This is a genomic window from Kluyvera sp. CHPC 1.2972, from assembly GCF_036759925.1.
Lineage (GTDB): Bacteria > Pseudomonadota > Gammaproteobacteria > Enterobacterales > Enterobacteriaceae > Kluyvera.
On record NZ_JAPKIB010000004.1, the window covers coordinates 269,939 to 292,783 of the forward strand.

General features: G+C 55.3%; 22 protein-coding genes. 16 read left to right on the plus strand and 6 right to left on the minus strand.

Annotated elements, in window-relative coordinates; all coding sequences use genetic code 11:
- Positions 1 to 194 precede the first annotated feature (194 nt).
- Both V6944_RS09575 and V6944_RS09580 read left to right on the plus strand, forming a co-directional pair.
- A complete protein-coding gene (locus tag V6944_RS09575) occupies positions 195 to 1,574 on the plus strand; it encodes a glycoside-pentoside-hexuronide (GPH):cation symporter (RefSeq protein WP_442910730.1) in 1,380 nt (459 codons plus the stop codon).
- Between the two features lie 10 nt (positions 1,575 to 1,584).
- Positions 1,585 to 3,117 (plus strand): glycoside hydrolase family 43 protein, encoded by a 1,533-nt coding sequence (locus tag V6944_RS09580; protein WP_333498778.1) that lies wholly within the window; start codon positions 1,585 to 1,587, stop codon positions 3,115 to 3,117.
- Here V6944_RS09580 and V6944_RS09585 read toward each other — a convergent pair.
- The gene (locus V6944_RS09585; RefSeq protein ID WP_333496140.1) at positions 3,090 to 3,533 is read right to left on the minus strand and encodes a cytoplasmic protein; all 444 of its coding nucleotides are present in this window, start codon (positions 3,531 to 3,533) and stop codon (positions 3,090 to 3,092) included. The genes V6944_RS09580 and V6944_RS09585 overlap by 28 nt on opposite strands.
- Before the next feature lie 2 nt (positions 3,534 to 3,535).
- Positions 3,536 to 3,931: a hypothetical protein gene (locus V6944_RS09590; RefSeq protein WP_185668357.1), complete on the minus strand. Its 396-nt coding sequence runs from the start codon at positions 3,929 to 3,931 to the stop codon at positions 3,536 to 3,538.
- Between the two features lie 103 nt (positions 3,932 to 4,034).
- On the opposite strand from V6944_RS09590, the gene V6944_RS09595 reads away from it, so the two are divergent.
- Both V6944_RS09595 and V6944_RS09600 read left to right on the plus strand, forming a co-directional pair.
- The gene (locus tag V6944_RS09595; RefSeq protein ID WP_185668356.1) at positions 4,035 to 4,544 is read left to right on the plus strand and encodes an ESA_00282 family adhesion-associated protein; all 510 of its coding nucleotides are present in this window, start codon (positions 4,035 to 4,037) and stop codon (positions 4,542 to 4,544) included.
- A gap of 70 nt (positions 4,545 to 4,614) precedes the next feature.
- Positions 4,615 to 5,109: a TIGR00645 family protein gene (locus tag V6944_RS09600; RefSeq protein WP_185668355.1), complete on the plus strand. Its 495-nt coding sequence runs from the start codon at positions 4,615 to 4,617 to the stop codon at positions 5,107 to 5,109.
- Positions 5,110 to 5,196: 87 nt separating this feature from the next.
- Here V6944_RS09600 and V6944_RS09605 read toward each other — a convergent pair whose 3' ends face one another.
- Positions 5,197 to 6,237, minus strand: a complete 1,041-nt coding sequence (locus V6944_RS09605) for an aldo/keto reductase (protein WP_333498779.1) — start codon at positions 6,235 to 6,237, stop codon at positions 5,197 to 5,199.
- A gap of 204 nt (positions 6,238 to 6,441) precedes the next feature.
- Here V6944_RS09605 and V6944_RS09610 point away from each other — a divergent pair, with 204 nt between their 5' ends.
- The gene (locus V6944_RS09610) at positions 6,442 to 6,732 is read left to right on the plus strand and encodes a DUF2623 family protein (protein WP_185668353.1); all 291 of its coding nucleotides are present in this window, start codon (positions 6,442 to 6,444) and stop codon (positions 6,730 to 6,732) included.
- Positions 6,733 to 6,760: 28 nt separating this feature from the next.
- Here the strand turns inward: V6944_RS09610 and yghU are convergent, their stop codons facing one another.
- Both yghU and V6944_RS09620 read right to left on the minus strand, forming a co-directional pair.
- The gene (yghU, locus tag V6944_RS09615) at positions 6,761 to 7,630 is read right to left on the minus strand and encodes a glutathione-dependent disulfide-bond oxidoreductase (protein ID WP_333498780.1); all 870 of its coding nucleotides are present in this window, start codon (positions 7,628 to 7,630) and stop codon (positions 6,761 to 6,763) included.
- Positions 7,631 to 7,681: 51 nt separating this feature from the next.
- A complete protein-coding gene (locus V6944_RS09620) occupies positions 7,682 to 8,230 on the minus strand; it encodes a DsbA family protein (protein ID WP_333498781.1) in 549 nt (182 codons plus the stop codon).
- Between the two features lie 155 nt (positions 8,231 to 8,385).
- On the opposite strand from V6944_RS09620, the gene gss reads away from it, so the two are divergent.
- Positions 8,386 to 10,251 carry a bifunctional glutathionylspermidine amidase/synthase gene (gene gss, locus V6944_RS09625; protein ID WP_333498782.1) on the plus strand — a complete coding sequence of 622 codons (1,866 nt, stop codon included), beginning with the start codon at positions 8,386 to 8,388 and terminating at the stop codon, positions 10,249 to 10,251.
- A 131-nt stretch (positions 10,252 to 10,382) separates the two neighbouring features.
- Positions 10,383 to 11,564 (plus strand): aminotransferase-like domain-containing protein, encoded by a 1,182-nt coding sequence (locus V6944_RS09630; protein ID WP_333498783.1) that lies wholly within the window; start codon positions 10,383 to 10,385, stop codon positions 11,562 to 11,564.
- Between the two features lie 159 nt (positions 11,565 to 11,723).
- On the opposite strand, the gene V6944_RS09635 is transcribed toward V6944_RS09630, so the two are convergent.
- Complete coding sequence (locus V6944_RS09635) at positions 11,724 to 11,909, minus strand: hypothetical protein (protein WP_333498784.1); 186 nt, start codon at positions 11,907 to 11,909, stop codon at positions 11,724 to 11,726.
- A 333-nt stretch (positions 11,910 to 12,242) separates the two neighbouring features.
- Here V6944_RS09635 and V6944_RS09640 point away from each other — a divergent pair, with 333 nt between their 5' ends.
- The 9 genes from V6944_RS09640 to V6944_RS09680 all read left to right on the plus strand — a co-directional run bounded on the left by V6944_RS09640 (position 12,243) and on the right by V6944_RS09680 (position 22,836).
- Positions 12,243 to 14,531 (plus strand): FdhF/YdeP family oxidoreductase, encoded by a 2,289-nt coding sequence (locus V6944_RS09640; protein WP_333498785.1) that lies wholly within the window; start codon positions 12,243 to 12,245, stop codon positions 14,529 to 14,531.
- A 157-nt stretch (positions 14,532 to 14,688) separates the two neighbouring features.
- Positions 14,689 to 15,030 (plus strand): DUF1971 domain-containing protein, encoded by a 342-nt coding sequence (locus V6944_RS09645; RefSeq protein ID WP_333498786.1) that lies wholly within the window; start codon positions 14,689 to 14,691, stop codon positions 15,028 to 15,030.
- A 248-nt stretch (positions 15,031 to 15,278) separates the two neighbouring features.
- Positions 15,279 to 15,908 (plus strand): deoxynucleoside kinase, encoded by a 630-nt coding sequence (locus tag V6944_RS09650; RefSeq protein ID WP_333498787.1) that lies wholly within the window; start codon positions 15,279 to 15,281, stop codon positions 15,906 to 15,908.
- A gap of 1,305 nt (positions 15,909 to 17,213) precedes the next feature.
- Positions 17,214 to 17,765 carry a type 1 fimbrial major subunit FimA gene (gene fimA, locus V6944_RS09655; RefSeq protein WP_333498788.1) on the plus strand — a complete coding sequence of 184 codons (552 nt, stop codon included), beginning with the start codon at positions 17,214 to 17,216 and terminating at the stop codon, positions 17,763 to 17,765.
- 70 nt (positions 17,766 to 17,835) lie between these two features.
- Entirely contained in the window at positions 17,836 to 18,375 is a 540-nt protein-coding gene (locus V6944_RS09660; protein WP_333498865.1) for a fimbrial protein, read from the plus strand.
- A 23-nt stretch (positions 18,376 to 18,398) separates the two neighbouring features.
- The gene (locus V6944_RS09665) at positions 18,399 to 19,109 is read left to right on the plus strand and encodes a fimbria/pilus periplasmic chaperone (RefSeq protein WP_333498789.1); all 711 of its coding nucleotides are present in this window, start codon (positions 18,399 to 18,401) and stop codon (positions 19,107 to 19,109) included.
- Between the two features lie 72 nt (positions 19,110 to 19,181).
- Positions 19,182 to 21,782 (plus strand): fimbrial biogenesis usher protein, encoded by a 2,601-nt coding sequence (locus tag V6944_RS09670; RefSeq protein ID WP_333498790.1) that lies wholly within the window; start codon positions 19,182 to 19,184, stop codon positions 21,780 to 21,782.
- A 10-nt stretch (positions 21,783 to 21,792) separates the two neighbouring features.
- Entirely contained in the window at positions 21,793 to 22,320 is a 528-nt protein-coding gene (locus V6944_RS09675; RefSeq protein WP_333498791.1) for a fimbrial protein, read from the plus strand.
- 12 nt (positions 22,321 to 22,332) lie between these two features.
- Entirely contained in the window at positions 22,333 to 22,836 is a 504-nt protein-coding gene (locus V6944_RS09680; RefSeq protein ID WP_442910727.1) for a fimbrial protein, read from the plus strand.
- Positions 22,837 to 22,845: the final 9 nt, after the last annotated feature.

Sequence of the window (22,845 nt, forward strand, 5' to 3'; positions counted from 1 at the left end):
AAAATGAAAGTGGTATGATAAATCATCCAGTTATGTGACAACTTCCGCAGTTGCCAGAAAACGTAATACCAGTACGAAAAATGACAATATGATTGTCTTAGGCATCCTCCTACATTGAAGCCTCTTCAATTCCGGAGGATATTCTCGTGGCAAATGACAGCAAATTGTCTATCGCAGAAAAGCTGGGATATGGCATGGGCGACGCCGCTTGCGGCATCGTCTACTCTTCTGTAACGATGTTTTTGACCTGGTTTTACACGGATATTTACGGCCTCTCCGCCGCGGCGGTAGGGGTGATGTTCCTGGTGACCCGCGTGCTGGACGCCATCACCGACCCGCTGACCGGCATCGTCGCCGACCGGGTTAAAACCCGCTGGGGCCACTTCCGCCCGTGGCTTATCTGGTTTGCCATTCCCTACGCGGTACTGGCGGTGATGACCTTCACCACGCCCGCCTTTGGTGCTTCGGGTAAGCTGGTTTACGCCTACCTGACCTACACCTTACTGATGCTGTGCTACACCTTTATCAATATTCCTTACTGCGCGCTGGGCGGGGTGATCACTCGCGACGAAAAAGATCGTCTGTCGGCGCAGTCCTACCGCTTCACCATCTCTTCAATTGCCGGGCTGATGGTCTCCGTGGCAACGCTGTTCCTGGTCGACTATCTCGGCAAAGAGGACAAGCAGTTCGGCTTCCAGGCCACCATGGGGATTATGGGAGTGATTGCCATCGTGATGCTGGCGTTCTGTTTCTTCTCTACCAAAGAGCGCGTGGCGCCAGCGGTTGAGCAGCAGGGGAGCATCCGTGAAGATCTGCGTTCGCTGCTGGCGAACGATCAGTGGCGGATCGTGGCGATCATTACCTTCTTCTCCAGTATGGCGGGCGTAATGCGCAGCGCCGCCACGCTCTACTACGCCACTTACCTGATGATGGGCGGCGTGGAGTCCGCGGCGGGGACGGCGATGAAGTCGGCCTTTGTCTCAACCAGCGTCGTCGGCACCATTATCGGCAGTATTGCCGCCGGCTGGCTGGCGAAGCGATATCGCGCGGTTTCGCTGTTCAAAAATATCAACCTGCTGCTGGTGGCGGTGGGCGTGGTGATGTTCTTTGTGCCGCCGACCTGGCTGCCGGTCGTCTTCCCGCTCTATTTCCTCGTCGGCTTCTTCCACCAGATGTATCAACCGTTTAAGTGGAACATGATGGCCAACGCCGCCGACTACGGCGAGTGGAAATTTGGTCGCCGCATTACTGGCCTCTCTTATTCCGGCAACCTGTTTGCGCTGAAAATGGGCATGGCGGTAGCCGGTGCGGTAGTGGGCTTCTCGCTGGGGCTGTTTGGCTATCAGGCGGGCGTCAGCGAACAAACGCCGATGGCGACGATGGGCATCGTTGGCCTGCTGACGCTTGGGCCATCGCTCTCTTATCTGGTGCTGTGGTGGTTGTCCCGCTTCTATAAGCTCGACGACCAGAAAATGGCGATGATTCAACGTGACCTCTCCGCTCGCCAGCAGGCAGGTTCTCCGGCGACAACCGCGGAGCCGCACGCGGTTGACGGCGAATTGAGTAAAGCCTGAGGAGGGTGAGATGACGCAATCTGAATATCAGAACCCGATTCTGTGCGCAGACTATTCGGACCCGGATATCGTCCGGGTCGGGGATGACTTCTTTATGGTCTCCTCCAGTTTTAACCATATGCCCGCGCTGCCGATTCTGCATTCGACGGACCTGGTCAACTGGCAGATTATCAACCACGTTTTCGACGCGCTGCCGCTGCCGGGCTACGACGAATATCAGCCGGGAAAAGGCGTATGGGCCCCCTCGATTCGCTGGCATGACAATAAGCTGTGGGTGTTTTTCAGCACGCCGGATGAAGGCATTTTCATGTGCCAGACTGACGATCCCTGGGGTCAATGGAGCGCGCCGCACTGCGTGCAGCCCGCGAAAGGCTGGATTGACCCCTGCCCGTTCTGGGATGATAACGGCGACGCCTGGCTGGTGCATGCTTTTGCCCATAGCCGCAGCGGCATCAAGCATAAGCTGCAGCTGTTTGCCATGTCGCCTGACGGTACTTCTCTTCTGGGCGAAGGGCGCATCATCTATGACGGCAGCTGCGATCAGCCGACGCTGGAGGGGCCGAAAGTCTATAAGCGCGGCGGCTGGTACTACATTTTCGCCCCAGCGGGCAGCGTCGAGACGGGCTGGGAAACCGTGCTGCGCGCCAGCAGTATGACCGGTCCGTGGGAGGCCAGAAACGTCTTGTTCCAGGGCGACACGCCGGTGAATGGCCCGCATCAGGGCGGCTGGGTGGAGCTGGACGACGGTGAATGCTGGTTTGTGCACTTCCAGGATGCGCACCTCTATGGGCGGATTGTTCACCTGCAGCCGATGCGTTGGGAGCAGGATGGCTGGCCGCGTATCGGTGAACCGATGGGCGATGAAGGGGAAGGGCAGCCGGTGATGCGCTGGGCGCGTCCGACAAGCCTGCCGCCGTCGCCGCGTGGCTTGCCGCAAACCGACGATAGCTTCGTGCACGGCGTACCGGGCCTGCAGTGGCAATGGCAGGCTAACCCGCGTGCAGACTGGCTGCTGCCGGGCAACGACCGCCTCAATTTACGCTGCTGTCCGCTGCCGCAGGGTGAGGATAAAGGCAACTTTTACTGGCTACCTAACCTGCTGCTGCAAAAATTCCCCGCCTGGCAGTTTACCGCCCGGACGTCGCTGACGTTGAAGGCGGCGGAAAACGGTGATGCGGGCGGTCTGATTATCTACGGCGAGCGCTACGCGGCGCTGCTGCTGGAGAGACGGGACGGGCAGCATCAGCTGCTTTGGGTGACGGGCTGGATGAGCGATGCCGGTATCGTGCGCGAAAGCCGTCAGGTTATCGCGCCGCTGAACGCTGGGCGCTGCGAGCTACAGGTCAGCGTGACCCGAGGAGGCATTTGCCGCTTCGCCTGGCGTGAGCCTGAGGGAAACTGGCAGTCGGTGACACCGCCGTTTGCGGCGGGCAAAGGTAAATGGGTGGGGGCTAAAGTGGGGCTTGTCGCGCTGACGCTGGAAGCTGCGGCATCGCAGGGGAGCTGCGGGTTTGACTACTTTGCGACGGAGATTACCGGCTGATCCGGGCGCTTCTCGTCATCTTTATCGAGTTTAAGGATGACGTTGGAAGTCCGGTAGTCGCCATCGGCGAGGCCGCGGCTGATTTCAAGGGTCGCGGTTTCGCGGTGCAGCACATGCTGATAGCTGGCTTCGGTATGGGCGAGGATTTTATCGCGCAGGTGCGGATAGCGTTCCATCACTTCGCATAGTGCGGCACCGAAGATCTCTTCTTTCACCTGGTAGGCATAAATTTCGCGGCGATTCTTCCACTTCATTTTGACCAGCGCGGCGGTGAGCGGCACGGATGGGCTGGAGATGCGGCGGCCCTCGGCGCTTTTTTCTTCGCGCAATACCTGAAGGTTACGTTGCAGGAGCGTCTCGTCGCTTACCGGTGGGCTTAACGATATATTAGCCTGATTAACATCGACAAGTTTCATACTTACTTATCCGTTAAATTATAAAACAGCGGCGTGACTTTTTCCTGCGTCATTAAATTAAGCCAAATTTCATTGCCATTATCATTTATCTCCTGGGTTTTTAACTCAATAATTTGACTTAACTCCAGTGAGGAGATCTCCCCCTGAACAACCAGGTTATTTAGCATAAGGGCAAAGGCTTCAATTTTTGCAACGCGATATAATCTGTCCTTAATATGACGATCGCGCTCTTCCAGCAATGGGTTACGTGATTGACCACCGCTTATCAATATCTCATCCTGCCAGTCTGCCAGCGAAGCCTTTTCCGGCTCTGCCTGCGTGCTGGCCTTTACCTCCTGAGGCTCGCCGTCTACGGCAGAGATACAGAAGCGGGCTGGGATAAGGGTTTCAGCGATCATATACCTGTCATCTTTCGAATGGCTGGAAAGTGTTTTTTATTATAGTGAGGTTCGTTGACATTATCATGGTGCACTTTTAAAATCAAAAAAAGTGGAGAAAACCATGAGCGGTATTATTTATTTTGTGATGGTGTTGCTGCTACTCACCGCCGTTATTTTAATTTTTCTGTATGGTCAAAATAACGAATCGTCTGATACCAATAATGAAACCGTTACGCCTTTGGCCCCTGCGCCACTCAGCAAAGATGAAGGTGAAAATCATTTCGCCAGCCTGATGAGCAGTATCACCCCGGTGTGGTACTGGCGTATTAATCATGAGTATATCGACTTCCTGCAATCCACCATCAAGCGCATGTCGATAGACGAGCTAAAAGAGACGCCTGGGCTGTTCGAAGCGCAGGATCGCTGCCGCAACCTCAACGGCGCGGTGTATGAGTATTATGATGAAATCAAACGTCGCTGCCTCAAAGGCGAGCGCGTTGCGCCGGTCGATCCAGTGGTGGAGAGCTTAAAGCAGTGTTACCAGGAGTTCGCTCACGAAGCTTATCCGGAACTGGTAGGGCTGGTGTGGCCTGACTATCGGCGTCCGTTTATTCGTCCCCATGATGTGTGATTACATCTGTTGTTATGATGTTGCATAGTTGCGATATACTAGGCCGAATTTGACTGACGAACAGGACATTATGGAACGTTTTCTGGAAAATGCGATGTACGCATCGCGATGGATTCTGGCCCCGGTCTACTTTGGTCTTTCGCTGGCGCTGCTGGCGTTATCCCTGAAGTTCTTTCAGGAGATCCTTCACGTTCTGCCGAATATCTTCAGTATGGCGGAAGCGGATCTTATCCTGACGCTGCTGTCGCTGGTGGATATGACGCTGGTGGGCGGGCTGCTGGTGATGGTGATGTTTTCCGGCTATGAAAACTTTGTGTCGCAGCTGGATATCAGCGAGCACAAAGAGAAGCTCAACTGGCTGGGTAAGATGGATGCCACCTCGCTGAAGAACAAGGTTGCTGCATCGATTGTGGCTATCTCTTCTATTCACCTGCTGCGCGTGTTTATGGATGCTAAGAACGTGCCGGACAACAAGCTGATGTGGTACGTGATTATCCACCTGACGTTTGTGCTGTCGGCGTTTGTGATGGGCTATCTGGATAGCCTGACTCGCGGGAAAAAATAGCCTTTCGACATCCCCGGGGTCGGCGTGAACGCCTCGCCCGGGCTACATTCCCTGTAGCCCGGCCAAGCGAAGCGCCGCCGGGGTTTGCTACTTATCTGACGACGCCTGCCACAAATTCAACTGCCCATCGGCGACATGCTTATCAATCTGCGCCAGCTCTTCTGCCGTAAAGCTTAGGTTCTCCAGCGCCTTCACGTTCTCCTCAATTTGCTCCGGGCGGCTTGCGCCAATCAACACCGAGGTCACGCGGCTGTCTTTCAGCAGCCAGCTTAGCGCCATCTGCGCCATCGACTGACCACGCTGCTGCGCCATCTCGTTGAGCAGACGCAGGCTGTTGAGGTTGCTCTCGCTCAGCATATTCTCCGTCAGGCCGCGCGCTTTTTTTCCTTCCGTCTGCATGCGGGAACCTTCCGGGATACCGTTCAGGTATTTGCCGGTCAGCAGCCCCTGCGCCAGCGGGGTAAAAGCAATGCAGCCAACGCCGTTGTGCTCAAGAGTATCCAGCAGGCCGCTCTTATCCACCCAGCGGTTAAGCAGGTTATAAGAAGGCTGATGGATCAACAGCGGGATCTTCCACTCGCGCAGCAGCTCCACCATCGCCTGGGTGCGTTCGGAAGAGTAGGAGGAGATGCCTACGTAGAGCGCTTTCCCGCTCTGCACCGCCTGCGCTAACGCCGCGGCGGTCTCTTCCATTGGCGTTTTCTCATCGACGCGGTGGGAATAGAAGATATCCACGTACTCCAGCCCCATGCGCTGCAGGCTCTGGTCGAGGCTTGCCAGCAGATATTTACGGGAGCCGCCGGAACCATAAGGCCCTGGCCACATGTCGTAACCGGCCTTGGTAGAGATAATCAGCTCATCGCGATACCCGGCAAAGTCTTCCCGCAGCAGGCGACCAAAGTTCTCCTCGGCGCTGCCCGGCGGTGGCCCGTAGTTATTCGCCAGATCGAAATGGGTGATGCCGCAGTCAAAGGCTTTGCGCAGCAGCGCGCGCTGGCCGTCGATGGCAGCGATATGGCCGAAACTGTGCCATAGGCCGAGGGACAGTGCCGGAAGCTGTAAACCGCTGCGGCCGCAGTAGCGATACTGCATCTGTTGGTAACGGGCTGGGTTTGCTTGCCAGGCCATAAGGTCTCCTTCTCTTTTTATTTTGAAACACTGTTCCCAGCGTACTTATTTTTGTGATGCACGCCCGTTGTGCCGATCACACTGTCGTGGATGAGGACGAAAAATACGCACGCTATTCCTCTTTGTGAGTAGTCCTTAAATAGCGCTAGCCATCGCTCAAAAAATCGCTATATAATTTTATATATAACGATTGAGGGTGTAGAGATGGACAACCATTTTGGCAAAGGGTTAATTGCGGGACTGAAGGCGCCTTATGCCGACAGCGCGCAGAAGGTGGTCGGGTTTTGCACCGACTATAAGCGTGGCTTTGTGCTGGGCTTTTCACACCGTATGTTTGAGAAAACCGGTGACCGTCAGCTGAGTGCCTGGGAGGCGGGGGTGTTGACGCGCCGCTACGGGCTGGATAAAGAGATGGTGATGGATTTCTTCAAAGAGCATGATTCCAGCACCACCGTTCGCTACTTTATGGCGGGCTACCGGCTGGAAGGTCAATAAAACCGGGTGCCAGGCACCCGGCTTTTCATCATGATTGCTGACGCTTGTCTTCGGTATTGGTATCGAAGTCACTGGCGTCATGACGCTCGTGCAGCTGTTCGTTCAGCGGGCCATTAGTACGGTTGACGATACGACCGCGCTTCACGCCCGGACGGCTGGCGATGTCCTGCGCCCAGCGCATCACGTTTTTGTAGCTCTGCGCATCCAGGAATTCATCTGCCCCGTACACATTCCCCAACACCACGTTGCCGTACCACGGCCAGATAGCGATATCAGCGATGGTGTACTCTTCACCCGCCACGTAGCGCCCGTGCGCCAGTTGCTTATCCAGCACGTCCAACTGACGTTTTGCTTCCATGGTGAAGCGGTTGATGGCGTACTCAATCTTCACCGGCGCGTAGTTATAGAAATGACCAAAACCGCCGCCGAGGAACGGGGCTGAGCCTTGCAGCCAGAACAGCCAGTTCAGGGTTTCGGTACGCCCGGCCGGATCTTTTGGCAGGAAGTGACCAAATTTCTCCGCCAGATAGAGCAGGATATTGCCGGACTCAAACACGCGGGTTGGCGGCGTGGTGGAGTGGTCGCTAAGGGCCGGGATCTTCGAGTTCGGGTTCACTTCCACAAAGCCGCTGGAGAACTGGTCGCCCTCGCCAATGCGAATCAGCCACGCGTCGTATTCCGCTTCCGTTACGCCCGCCGCCAGCAACTCTTCCAGCATAATCGTCACTTTCTGGCCATTTGGCGTGCCCAGGGAGTAAAGCTGGAGCGGATGATGGCCTACCGGCAGCGCTTGTTCATGAGTGGCACCGGAAATGGGACGGTTGATGTTGGCAAATGCGCCGCCGTTGCTTTGATTCCATTCCCAGACTTTGGGTGGCTGATAGGTGTTCTCTGACATAATCGCTCGCCTTATTTTGATGATGTGTTGAGGTAGTGAAGTTTAGCAGCTTCAGGCAAAAATCCGTGCCGCCCAGACGCTGACGTCGTCGCCGCTGCCCAGGTCTGGCTGTACCAGCCCGTTAACCATAAAGGTCGGGGAGACGTGAATGCCGTTCTGGCGGGCATAACGCGCATGCCACTTAATCTCTTTTTGCAGCGCCGGCTCGGCAAAGGCGTCGGCGAGCAGCACACCGCTGTAGCGTTCAATACGGGCAATAATTTCCCGCGGCGTGGTGTCCATATTCGGACCGCTGCAGTGGTCGGTAAACTCAAATTCTTCGCGATGGTCGGCTACCGCTTTCATGACTTTGTGCGCTGCATTTTTGCCGTCCGGCAGCGTGGAAGCGGCCAGAATGCAGCGAACAATCACCCCGGAAAATAGATGCCACGGCTGTGACTGTAAGCGAATTTTGACGCTGACGTTCTCTTCACCGACGAGTTCCAGCAGCGCGTCCAGCTTGTTGAAAGTCTTAACGGAAAACGGGCAGGTTGGCTCCAGGAACACCTCAAACGTGCGTGCGCCGTGGCCCCAGACCAGCGGTTGTGCCTGTAAACTCATGTGGACTCCTGATGGTTAAGTGTGCATTTTTCGGATGAATATTTTTGCCCCCGATGGGTCATCCTCGCATACACGGGTGTATGATTAATCCACTTTTGTTGGATTAATTTCAACGTGCGGGCGAGAAAATCGCACGGTATGTTTGAGGAAGGTTCATGAGCAAGGGAAGTACCAATAGTGACGCCCCATTTGGCACGTTGTTGGGGTATGCGCCGGGTGGCGTAGCGATTTACTCTTCAAATTACAGCAGCTTAAAACCGGGCGACATGCCTGATGACGCATCGTTTCGTAGCTACATCGACAACGAATACATGGGCCACAAGTGGCAGTGCGTCGAGTTCGCCCGCCGTTTCCTGTTTATCAACTACGGATTTGTCTTCACCGACGTTGGCATGGCCTACGAGATCTTCTCGCTGCGCTATCTGCGCCAGGTGGTGAACGACGCGATTCTCCCGCTTCAGGCGTTTGCTAACGGCTCCCGCCGTGCGCCGCTCGTCGGCTCTTTGCTGATCTGGCAAAAGGGCGGTGAGTTTAATGAAACCGGCCACGTGGCGGTGGTGACGCAACTGCTGGGCAACAAGGTGCGCATTGCGGAGCAAAATGTACTGCACTCGCCGCTGCCCGCAGGCCAGCAGTGGACCCGTGAGCTGACGCTCGAGGTTAAAGACGGTCACTACACGCTGCAGGACACCTTTGACGACACCACCATTCTGGGCTGGATGATTCAGACCGACGACGCACGCTACGGCCTGCCGCAGCCCGCCATTGCCGGTGAAGCGCTGAAGCTTGGCGGGGCGCGACTGGAGAACAAAGGCCAGTTTGAGGGTAAATGGCTGGATGAAAAAGATTCGCTCCAGCAGGCCTATATCGCCGCCAACGGTCACGTGATTAACGCCGATCCGTATCAGTACTTCACCATGACCGAAAGCGCTGAGCAGGAGCTGATCAAAGCAACCAACGAGATGCACCTGATGTATCTCCACGCCACCGACAAAGTGATGCGTGATGACAACCTGCTGGCGCTGTTCGACATCCCGAAAATCCTCTGGCCGCGTCTGCGCCTATCCTGGCAGCGCCGTCGCCACGATATGATCACCGGGCGCATGGACTTCTGCATGGACGAGCGCGGGCTGAAGGTTTACGAGTACAACGCCGACTCCGCCTCCTGCCACACCGAAGGTGGCCTGATCCTCGAACAGTGGCTGAAAACCGGCTATCGCGGCAATGGCCATAACCCGGCAGAAGACCTGCTGGGCGAACTGGTGGGGGCGTGGAAACACAGCCAGGCGCGACCGTTCGTGCACATCATGCAGGACAACGATCTGGAAGAGAATTACCACGCCCAGTTTATGCAGCGTGCCCTTGAACAGGCGGGCTTTGAGAGCAAAATTCTCTATGGCCTGGACGAGCTGCGCTGGGACGCTGCCGGTCAACTGATTGACGGGGATGGTCGTCTGGTGAACTGCGTGTGGAAAACCTGGGCGTGGGAAACCGCCATCGAACAGGTGCGTGAGGTTGACGAAGATGAATACGCCGCCGTGCCGATTCGCACCGGTAACCCGGATAACGAAGTGCGGCTGATTGATGTGCTGCTGCGCCCGGAAGTGATGGTCTTTGAGCCGCTGTGGACGGTTATCCCGGGCAACAAGGCGATTCTGCCGGTGCTGTGGTCGCTGTTCCCGAATCATCCATATCTGCTGGATACCGATTTTGAAGTGAGCGAACACCTGGCAAAAACGGGTTATGCGATTAAGCCTATTTCCGGTCGCTGCGGCAGTAATATCGACCTGGTCAGCGGGAACGATCGGTTACTGGATCAAACCAGCGGTAAATTTGTTGATAGAAAAAATATTTACCAGCAACTTTGGTGCTTGCCAAACGTCGCAGGAAAATATATTCAGGTATGTACCTTTACCGTCGGCGGTAATTATGGCGGCACCTGTTTACGCGGTGACGAATCTCTGGTGATTAAAAAAGAGAGCGATATTGAACCGCTGGTGGTAATAAAAGATAACGAATAAAGGTGAGTAGCCCGGACGAGGCGTTAAACGCGCCGACTCCGGGGATGTTCCCGGCGTCGCGTTGCTCGGCCGGGCTACGGTAAAAGAAAGCCTGCAATAAACACAACAACAAGACAGAAAAGGAAATGAATATGCACGATCGGCGACTCGCCGTGCGCGCGGGTGAACTCAAACCCTCCGCCGTCCGCGAACTCTTAAAACACAGTAAACTGCCCGGCGTGATTTCTCTCGGTGGCGGCATTCCAGCCCCGGAGCTTTTTGATACCGAAGGGCTGGAGCTGGCGGTGCAGAAGGTGATGAGCGAACGCTTTAACGACGCATTCCAGTACGGTTTGACCGAAGGCTACCCGCCGCTGCGTCAGGCCGTCAGCGAACTGTGCCAGGCGCGCGGTGTGGCCTGTCAGGCAAGCCATGTGTATATCACCTCTGGCTCGCAGCAGTCACTGGATATCGTGGCCCGTACGCTGCTCGACCCGGGCGATGCGATTGTCGTCGAACGCCCAACCTACCTGGCGGCGCTACAGGTCTTCCAGCTGGCGCAGGCCAACATTCTGAGCGTCGATACCGACGACAACGGCATGCTGGTGGAACAGCTCGCCGAACTGCTTGCCACCACCCGCGTGAAGGCCGTTTATCTGGTGCCAACCTTTGGTAACCCAGGTGGTAAAACCCTGAGCGACGACCGTCGTCGCCGTCTGGTAGAACTGGCGAAGCAACATGATTTCGTCATCATCGAAGACGACCCGTACGGTGAAATCAGCTTTACCGATGAAGTGCAGCGCCCGCTGTACCAGCACGCGGTGGAACTGGGCTGCGAAGATCAGGTGGTCTACACTTCAACCTTCTCTAAAATTCTGGCGCCGGGCATGCGCATTGGCTGGATTGTGATGCCGGACTGGCTGGCGCAGCAGACGGTGATCGTCAAGCAGGCCGCTGATTTGCACACCAATATGCTGTCGCAGGTGATTACCGCTGAATACCTGAGTCTGGGCCGCCTGGAAAACCAGATTGCGCTTATCCGCGAAGACTACCGTAAGAAGTGTGATGCGCTGGCCGACGCGCTGGAAAGCCGTCTGGGCGAACATATCGAGTTCAGCCGTCCGAAGGGCGGGATGTTCCTGTGGGCGCGCTTCCGCTACCCATTCGACACCATGAAGTGGCTGGAAAAAACGCTGGAAAACGGCGTGGTGTATGTGCCGGGTGAAGCGTTCTACAACGATAATCCGGATACCCGTACCCTGCGTCTGTCGTACTCGACGGTATCACAGGAAGGGCTGATGACCGCCGTGGAACGCCTGGCGAAATCACTGTAATCTGCTCGTACTCCGCGCTGAACGCTAGCGCGGAGTCACTTCTCTTAATCCTGGTCAGCCATCCGGTCATCAACCCAGATAAGCATTAGCGAGGCCAGAAAGGCCGCCGCTGCGGTACCCATAAATAACAACATACCCATATCCCGATTTATTTTTTTATTATTCTGCTATTTCCGCAGCGTGATTATTGCTATCCGTGAGGGTTATTTTAATATCATGCGGGGCGCTGGCGAGGGTAAAGAAACTGTCGGCATCAATATCGAAATTAAGAATGATTTCCTTATATTTTCCGCAGGTAATTAATTCTTTCGCTTCACTAATACTGTTGGCTGTAATGGTAGACATCGTAGGACCCTATTAGAAAACTGAGAAGAAAATAAGAGCTAGCGTTTATCAGATCAACTACTTTTTCCTGGGGTCTTTATCAAATGAAATCCTGATGATGTTAACGGGCAAAAGATAATGTCTGATTTCACTTAGGCCGCAGATTTTCGTTTTAGCGTGGCGCATTTCTCCGCTGCAATCCACCCGGATAAGAGCGCTATCTGCTACCAGAAGGGAATCCCTCTCTAACCCGTTCATTGTAGGGCGGGCGTACCTCGTGAAGAGGAAATCTTTACGCCAGTGAACTTGCTACCGTATTCCCCATTGAAATTGGGTACAAAATAAGCGGTAAAAATGAGCAATGTCGTTCCAGGTGTAAGCGGCTATCAAGGGCCAGCGGGTGGATGGGGTGCGGTCAAAGCGGTGACCGCCTCGGTGTTTTCACAAAAGGCCGTCGCACGCGATATCATCGCGATGTTCCGCATGAACCAGGTCAAAGGTTTTGATTGTCCCGGCTGCGCCTGGCCAGACCCAGGCCACCGTTCACCGATGGAGCTTTGCGAAAACGGCGTGAAGGCCGTTTCCTGGGAGACGACCAGCAAGAAAGCCTCCCCGGAATTTTTCCGCCAGCATACGGTGGCTGAACTGTGGCATTACAGCGACTATGCGCTGGAAAACATTGGCCGCCTGACCCACCCCATGAAATACGACACTGCCACCGACACCTGGCAGGCGGTGGAGTGGCAGATAGCTTTCGCGGAAATCGGCGAGCAGCTGCGCAGCCTGGCTTCCCCAGAACAGGTAGAGTTTTATACCTCCGGGCGTACCTCCAACGAAGCGGCATTCCTCTACCAGCTGTTTGCCCGCGAATACGGCAGCAGCAACTTCCCGGATTGCTCCAATATGTGCCACGGGCCGACCAGTGCGGGCCTGACGCCCGCTATTGGCCTGGGTAAAGGCACCGTTGAACTCGACGATTTCGAACACTGTGACCTGGTGATTTGCATCGGCCACAACCCAGGCACCAACCATCCGCGCATGCTCACCACGCTGCGTGAAGTGGCGCAGCGTGGCGCTCGCATCATCTCTATCAACCCGCTGGCGGAAAGGGGGCTTGAACGTTTTAGCTTCCCACAAAGCCCAACGGATATGCTCAAAGGTCACGCCACCACCCTCAGCAACGAATACTACCAGGTGAAAATGGGCGGCGATGCCTCGCTGCTCAAAGGGATCATGAAAGCGCTGATCGAGATGGATGAAGCCCGGATTTTGCTTGGTCAGGAACCGTGCCTCGACCGCGCGTTTCTGGCTGAGCATACCCACGGCTATCAGGAACTGTACGACGACCTGCATCGCTGTAGCTGGGCGGAACTGGAACAAGACTCCGGCCTGACTCGTAGCCAGATGGAAGACCTCGCCGACCGTTACGACAAATCGAACGCCACCATCATCTGTTACGGGCTGGGCATCACCCAGCACAAGAACGGCACGGAGAACGTCCAGCAGCTGGTGAACCTGCTATTGCTGAAGGGCAATATGGGCAAGAAAGGGGCAGGGATCTGCCCGCTGCGCGGTCACTCCAACGTGCAGGGCGACCGCTCGGTAGGAATTAACGAAGCGGCATCAGAGGAGTTTCTGGTACGGCTCGAAGGGCGCTTTAACATCAGCGTATCTCGCAAACACGGTCGCTCCAGCGTGGAGAGCATTCGCGCTATTGAACGTGGCGACGCCAAAGCGCTTATCTGCATGGGCGGTAATCTGGCGGTGGCGATGCCGCAGCCCCAGCGCACCTTCGAGGCGATGAAAAAGCTCGACCTGCAGGTACACGTCGCCACCAAGCTTAACCGTTCGCATCTGCTGATGGCGAAGCACAATTACCTGCTGCCAGCGCTGGGCCGAACCGAGCGCGATATGCAGGCTAGCGGGATCCAGTCGGTGACTGTGGAAGATTCGATGTCGATGGTGCACGCCTCCTGCGGGGCGCTGAAACCGGCCTCGCGCTGGCTGAAGTCAGAACCGGCGATTGTGGCGGAGATGGCGCGCGCCACTTTGCCGCACTCCCCGGTGAACTGGGAAGCGATGATGGGAGACTATGCGCTGATCCGCGACGCGATTGCCGACGTGATCCCGGCATTTGCCCACTATAACGCCCGCATTGCTGAGCCAGGCGGTTTCCGCATGGATACGCCAGCCTCACGCCGTGAGTGGAATACCCCCACCGGCAAGGCCAACTTTGTGGTGAGCCGCCAGCGTGCCGTGGAGCGCGAGCAGCAGCCCGCTGATGCGTTGGTGCTGGCAACATTACGCAGCCACGATCAGTACAACACCACCATTTATGGCATGAACGACCGCTATCGTGGGATCACCGGTCGCCGCGACGTGGCGTTCTTAAGTCAAGCGGAAGCCGATGCGCGCGGGCTTGTTGAAGGTGATGTGATTAATATTCAGGCGCTGGACGATCACGGCAAGCCGAGCGAAGGCCGAACGATGTACGGCCTGACAGTGGTGGTGTACAGCATGGCGACCGGATCGATTGGTGCCTACCTGCCGGAAGCGAATGTACTGCTCTCATTGGATGCGGTGGACACTAAAAGTTTGACGCCAGCCTACAAGAGCGTACCGGTGCTGATAACCAAAGCATAGGACGCACAAACCGTCACCACGAAACCAGCCGCCAGGCTGGTTTTGTCGTTTCTGGTAGCAGAATAACTTCGTGGTAATGAGATTTATTCGCAATAAAGCCTTTACAGTGAAATTCATAAGATGTATTTTAAATGCATCTTATGAAGCGGAGGTCATTATGAGCCATCTCAGAATTCCAAAAAACTGGACCATCAAACGTTCCACCCCATTCTTTACGAAAGAAAACGTGCCTGCTGCGCTGCTCAGCCACCACAACACTGCCGCCGGTATTTTCGGCCAGCTCTGCGTCATGGAAGGTACGGTGACCTACTACGGTTTCGCCGATGGCGATGCCACCGAGCCGGAGGTCAAAGTGGTGATTAATGCCGGTAGCTTCGCGACCAGCCCACCACAGTACTGGCACCGTATCGAGATGACCGACGATGCGCAGTTCAACATTAACTTCTGGGCCGAACCTGAATTCACCGGCGACGAAGTCTACAGTGCGAAAAAATCCTAACTCTACCGCTTCCCCATCATCGTTGATGGGGAAGCCCTCCTGATAGTGTAAAACGCCATGATGTCATTCTTCACCAACGCATCGACGCGAGTCGATTACGGCGAGCAGGAGTGCTGCCGTGAACAGCCTGTACTCCACGTTGCCGAATATCAGGAATATCTATACTGCGAAGGGCCTGATTGTCACGCAAACCACACGGAGCGTCCTGCTGACGCCGCATCAATTCGTTAATTCATCAGGGGGCTGACATGAAGATTGTCGCCATTGAGGCAAATATTGCCGCAGGAAAAACCACGCTGCTTGAACCTCTGGCTCAGGCGCTATCTGAGAAAACGGGCGCCAGCTGGAAAGTCATTCGAGAGCCGGTGGATGAAGACCCGGTATTTCTCGAACTGCTGCAGGTCTTTGTTGAAAACCCTCGCGATGCGGATGCGAGAGTGGCGTTCCAGCTTTATATTACCCGCAGCCGCCAGGCGCTTTTACAGGATATTCCGGACGGTAACTACGTGATTGAGCGTTCGCTGTTTAGCGATATCGTGTTCTGCCACGTGAATTTCCTGATGACCGAACAGCCTTCGGCCCGCTATATGTCCTATTTCTATCAGATTAAGCATTACCTGAAGAGCTACCCGCAGATTGACCTGGTGGTCTACGTGGATAGGGACGTGGAGGCGTGCTTTAACGCCTGCATGGCGCGTGGCCGGGCGGGTGAGAGCGAATATACGCTGGACTATTTTGCCGATCTTAAAGCGTTCCACGATGCCTGCCTGCCGCAGATTACCCGCCAGTACGGATCTAAACTGCTGACACATCGTGTGGAGTCAGGGTTTGCCTGCCCGGAAACGCTGGCGCATGCCGTGGTTGAAAGCCTGAAATAGCAACGTTGAATCTATTTTACAGCGCAGCGCCTATTATGGGCTGCGCTTGTCGTCATTGGTCATTTCCCGCCGCTCCCTATCCCTCCTTACTGCAAAACCACATCTATACTCCCATTGAGGGGTTTTATTACGACAATAACTACCCTTAATAGACTAAATCTATTGGGTAAATTTGGTTTGGATCAATAATTGTATTTTTGTTTTACTGTTGTTAATTGATTTAGATCAATTTATAGGAATGTGAAAAATAAGTTAAATTATGAATCTGAACACGCTCTTTACATAAAATTACAAATCTCATGGCGGGCGTATCAGTAGTAATAAGATCTTATTAATGGAAAAATCCTAAAATACGATTATCTATTTCATTGATCTACTTGTTTTTATTTAATAATTGATCGATCAAGACGATCTATATTCATTAGATCAATTGATTATATCTATCAATAATAATTAATTGATCGTTTTTGACGATATATATTCACTGCGTATATAATTAAACCGAATTTTAGCGAACGGATTTATAGAATCAGGAACCGGGAATATGAGATAAAAACTCAGACCAGGACGGTGGGGTAATATATGAGGCAATGTATTATCTCGGATAACAGTTTTTTTCTTTTGGCATTACAGGATGATGATGTTATCCAGGACGGCAACGTTTCAACGATCCATTCTCGGCAATTGCGGTCGAGGTGCTACTTACGCACATCGGCTAGGGATATCTTCGTTGTTTATATTTCGGATGTTGTAGAGCGGCATCGAATACTTAGTTTATTGGCTTCACCGACTTCTCGTTGTCGAATTGTACTGCTATACAAGATGGAAGCTTCTTCCGGGTGCGATTTTCAGGGGCCTTTCCCTTGGTTAGTTTCTGAAAAGATAGGATTTTCAGATCGGTATGCATGCCTGTATAAAGCGGGCAAATCTATTTACGATCGGAGAGATTTCTCTGAGAAGGAGCTGATTGTTTTTCGCTACCTATGCGAAGGGTATTCAGTATCCCAAATAAATAAGCTAGCAGGGTTTAGTGAAAAGCATATTTATTATTTGAGGCAGAAAACAAAAAGGATGTTTGGCTTACGCGGAAATAATGCTGCGGCGCTCTCTTTTTATCTCGATATTTCTAAGCTCAATCGACGGTGGTAGTGCCATTGCGGGTGGTCAGCAATGGCACTATTGCCACGAGTAAGGAAATTTCACTTAAGTAATAAATGCGTATCTGGTGATGCTTACCTCATCACCCTTCATCGCTGTTTTTAACAAAATGAGAATAAGATTCTCTATTAATAAGGAGTAGGTTTTATGGGAATTAATAAAGTTGCGCTGGTTATTATCTCTGCGCTGTCTATGGCTTCAGCGGCTGCATTAGCGGCGGACACCACGACTGTAAATGGCGGTACCGTTCATTTTAAAGGTGATGTGGTTAACGCTGCCTGCGCCGTCGACGCCGGTTCTATCGACCAGACCGTGCAGATGGGCCAGGTGCGTTCCGCAAAACTGGCGACGGCGGGCAGCACCAGCTCCGCAGTGGGCTTTAACATCCAGCTGAACGACTGCGATACCACCGTTTCTACTAAAGCGTCAGTTGCCTTCTCCGGCACGGCGATTGATACCACCAATACCACCGTTCTGGCGCTGCAAGGTTCAGCGTCCGGCGGCGCGTCTAACGTCGGTATTCAGATCCTCGACAACAAAGGCAAACCGCTGGCATTAGATGGCGCCACCTTCAGCACCGCGACCACCCTGAACGATGGCACCAACGTGATTCCGTTCCAGGCACGTTACTACGCCACCGGTGCGGCCACTGCAGGTTCGGCGAACGCAGACGCTACCTTCAAAGTGCAGTACGAGTAACCCATTCGGCAGGGACGACGTTCGGGGCCAGGGGGGCCCAGTTATCCGTGAAGGAACGGAGATGATAACGATGCAATGGATGAAATGGGGGCTGCTGGCTTCTATGTTGCCAGCCGTAGCGCTGGCAGGAAATCACTGGAACGTGACGGTACTCGGCGGAAATATGCGCTTTCAGGGCGTCGTCGTCGCTGAAGCCTGTAGCGTCGCGGCGGGTGACCGCCTGATGACGGTAAAAATGGGGCAGGTGAGCAGCCATCGTTTTCATGCGGTAGGCGAAGAGTCCAACCCGATTGCTTTTGATATTCATCTTGAAGATTGCAGCACCGAAGTCAGTCAACACGTCGGCGTGTCATTTCAGGGCGTTGCTGATGGCAAAGACCCGAACGTGCTCTCGGTGGGTGAAGGCGCGGGGATTGCTAGCGGCATTGGTATCGCACTGTTTGATGATCAGGGCGGACGAATTGCGCTGAATGATGATCCCGTGCGCTGGGTACGGCTCCACGATGGACCGACCACGCTGCACTTTGTGGCGAAGTACCGATCGACCGCTCGACAGGTCGTCGGCGGTACGGCCAATGCGCAGGCCTGGTTTGCATTGACCTACCAGTAATTAACCGAACGCAGGATATGACGGTGAGTACAACAAGGGTAAACATGAAAAGAACGTTGATGATGGTGTTCGGGCTGCTGATGGCGGTAACCGGGCTGGTTTCGCGCGCGGAAGCGGGCGTGGCGCTGGGGGCAACTCGGGTCATTTACCCGGCCGGGCAAAAGCAGGTTCCGCTGGCGGTCACCAACACCGATGAAAACGGCACCTACTTGATCCAGTCATGGGTGGAAAACGCGGCGGGCACCAAAGACGGGCGCTTTGTGGTGACGCCACCGCTGTTTGCGATGCAGGGAAAAAAAGAGAACACCTTACGCATTCTCGACGCCTCCAATAACCAACTGCCGCAAGACAGAGAAAGCCTGTTCTGGATGAACGTCAAAGCGATTCCGGCGATGGACAAATCTAAGCTCAACGACAACACCCTGCAGCTGGCGATTATCAGCCGTATCAAGCTCTACTATCGCCCGGCTAAGCTTGCCATGCCGCCGGAAGAGGCTGCTCAGAAACTGACGTTTAGTCGCCGCGCTGGCAAGCTCACGCTTATCAACCCTTCACCGTATTACCTGACGGTTACCGAGCTTAGCGTGGGTACGCGCGGGCTGGAAAACACGCTGGTGCCACCGCTGGGCGAAACCAGCGTGAAAATTCCGGATGATGCGAGCGGTGAGATTACTTACAGAACTATCAATGACTACGGTGCGCTGACGCCGCGCGTCATCGGCGTGATGCGTTAAACAACGGGAGTTTCCCGTATCCCTTGAACAGAATAAGAACAGACAGCCGGGCGATGTCGAACCGGAGGGACTATGTCATATCTGAAATTTGGCCTCGACCATTTGCAGGCCCGACGTATACGGCTGACGCAACTCTCCGTTGCGACTTTGCTCGCATCACCGGCCTTTCTTGCTCAGGCGGAGCTCTACTTTAACCCACGATTTTTAGCCGACGACCCGGCAGCCGTCGCGGATCTTTCCAGCTTTGAGAAGGGACAGGAGTTACCGCCGGGCACCTATCGTATGGATATCTATCTGAACGATGGCTTTATGACCACCCGCGATGTCACCTTCAGCGCCGGTGAAAACGGCCACGGTTTGATGCCGTGCCTGACGCGCGGCCAGCTTGCCAGCATGGGGCTTAACACGGCTGCGATTAAGGGAATGGATGCGCTGGAGCCTGACGCCTGCGTACCGTTTACGGCGATGATCAAGGATGCGACCGTCCGCCTGGACGTTGGCCAGCAGCGTCTGTACCTGACCATTCCTCAGGCCTATATGGGAAATCAGGCGCGTGGCTATATTTCGCCGGAGCTGTGGGATAACGGGATCACCGCCGGGCTGCTGAACTACAACTTCACCGGTAATAACGTACAAAACCGCGTTGGTGGCAGCAGCCAGTACGCCTATTTAAACCTGCAAAGCGGGCTGAACGTTGGCGCGTGGCGGCTGCGGGATAACAGCACCTGGAGCTACAGCAGCGGTTCAAGCAGCGAGAATAAATGGCAGCACGTCAACACCTGGCTGGAGCGTGATATCACGCCGTTTCGCTCGCGCCTGACGCTTGGCGACAGCTATACCAACGGCGACGTCTTTGACGGCATTAACTTTCGCGGTGCGCAGCTGGCGTCCGATGACAATATGCTGCCGGATAGCCAGAAAGGCTTTGCGCCGGTGATTCACGGCATTGCGCGTGGTACGGCGCAGGTCTCTATCAAGCAGAACGGCTACGAGATTTACCACAGCACGGTGCCGCCGGGCCCCTTCACGATTAACGATCTCTATGCGGCGGGCAACGGCGGCGATCTCCAGGTAGCCATCAAAGAGGCGGACGGCAGCGTTCAGAGCTTCACCGTGCCGTACTCTTCGGTTCCGGTCCTGCAGCGTGAAGGCCACACCCGCTACGCGCTGACCGCCGGGAAATACCGCAGCGGCAACGATCTCCAGGAAGATCCCACCTTCTTTCAAGGCACGCTGATGCACGGGCTACCGGCAGGATGGACGCTCTATGGCGGTACCCAGCTGGCAGACCGCTATCGCGCCTTTAACCTGGGCGTCGGGAAAAATATGGGCGATCTGGGTGCGCTGTCGGTGGATATCACCCAGGCCAACGCCACGCTGCCCGATGACAGCGAGCAGCAGGGCCAGTCGGTACGATTCCTCTATAACAAATCGCTCAGCGAGCTTGGCACCAATATTCAGCTGGTGGGCTACCGCTACTCCACGCAGGGCTACTACAGCTTTGCCGATACCACCTATCAGCGCATGAGCGGCCATAGCGTGGTGACCGAAGACGGCCCGATGTACGTGAAGCCGACATTTACCGACTACTACAACCTGGCCTATAGCAAACGCGGCAAGGTGCAGGTGAGCGTGACCCAGCAGCTAGGGCGTACTGCCACCCTCTATGTGAGCGGTAGCCATCAAAGCTATTGGGGAACCGACAATGCGGATGAACAGTTCCAGGTTGGGCTGAATACCGCCGTTAGCGACATCAACTGGACGCTGAGCTATAGCCTGACCAAAAACGCCTGGCAGGACGGGCGTGACCAGATGCTGGCCGTGAACGTCAACATTCCGTTCAGCCACTGGCTGCGTTCCGACAGCCAGTCCGTCTGGCGACACGCCAGTGCCAGCTACAGCATGTCTGACGATCTTAACGGTCGCATGAGCAACCTCGCCGGGCTGTACGGCACGCTGCTGGAAGATAACAACCTGAGTTACAGCGTGCAGACCGGCTACGCCAGCGGCGGGGAAGGCAGTAGCGGCAGCACCGGTTATGCGGCGCTGAACTATCGCGGTGGCTACGGCAACGCCAACGTTGGTTACAGCCACAGCGACGGTCTGAAGCAGCTCTATTACGGCATGAGCGGCGGCGTGCTGGCGCATGCCAATGGTGTGACGTTAAGTCAGCCGCTGAACGACACGGTCGTGCTGGTGAGTGCGCCGGGCGCAGAAGGGACAAGGGTGGAAAACCAGACCGGGGTGCGCACCGACTGGCGCGGCTACGCCGTCCTGCCGTACGCCACCGAGTATCGCGAAAACCGCGTGGCGCTGGACACCAACTCGCTGGCGGATAACGTCGATTTAGACGACGCGGTGGTCAACGTGGTGCCCACTCACGGGGCGATTGTGCGGGCGAAATTTAAAACGCGGGTAGGGATGAAGCTGCTAATGACGCTCACACATCGCGGCAAGCTGGTGCCTTTCGGTGCGGTGGTGACTTCAGCAGACAATCAGAACAGCAGCATCGTGGCGGATAACGGCCTCGTTTACCTGAGCGGTATGCCGCTCGCCGGGAAGGTTCAGGTGGTCTGGGGCGAAGGCGACGATGCTCGCTGCGTGGCGGACTACCGCATCCCAAATGAGAGCCTGGAACAGACGCTGATTCAGCTATCGGCCGTGTGCCGCTAAGGACAGAAGAATGAGAACCCCCTTTTATCTGCTCAGCGCGTGCTTTGCGCTGACGGCTACCTGCACGCTGGCGGCGGATAGCACGATAACCATTACCGGCAACGTCAGGGATAACGGCTGCGCCGTGGCGGGAGAATCAAAAGACTTTATTGTTGATCTGATGAACAACGCCGCTAAACAGTTCAACGCCGTTGGCGCCACTACGCCCGCCGTCCCGTTTCGCATCGTGCTCTCGCCGTGCGGCGGGGCGGTTTCCGCCGTGAAGGTGGGATTTACCGGCGTAGCGGATAATGGCAATACCACCCTGTTAAAGCTGGACACCGGTGCGTCTGCCGCGGCAGGAATGGGGGTACAGATCCTCAATGGGCAGCAGACCACGCTGCCGCTTAACGCTGCCTCATCGACCATTCCATGGACGACGCTCACCCCCGGCCAGACTAACACGTTGAACTTTTACGCCCGCCTGATGGCGACGCAGGTTCCGGTCACCCCGGGCCACGTTAACGCCACGGCGACGTTCACTCTTGAATTTCAGTAAGCGGAGGCGCAGATGAAACGGGTTTATTACGGCTGGCTATGGGCGTTAGCCCTGATGGCGGTCTCTCCGGCGCTATGGGCTGCCGATGTCACCATCACCGTCAACGGCAAAGTGGTGGCGAAGCCCTGCACGGTATCGACCACCAACGCCAGCGTCGAGCTTGGCGACCTCTATACCTTTAGCCTGCTTTCCGCGGGCTCGGTCTCCGCGTGGCACAGCGTGGCGCTTGAACTCAGCAACTGCCCGGTCGGCACGTCAAGGGTGATTGCCAGCTTTAGCGGCACGGCGGACGCCACTGGTTATTACCAGAATCAGGGCACCGCCAAAAACATCCAGCTTGAGCTCCAGGACAACGGCGGAAAGACGCTGAATACCGGCGCGACCACGACGGTGACGGTGGACGAAGCATCGCAGTCCGCGCACTTTCCGCTGCAGGTGAGGGCGCTGTCGGTTAACGGCGGCGCAACCCAGGGCACCATTAAGACGATCATCAACGTCACCTATACCTACGCCTGACCAGGAGAA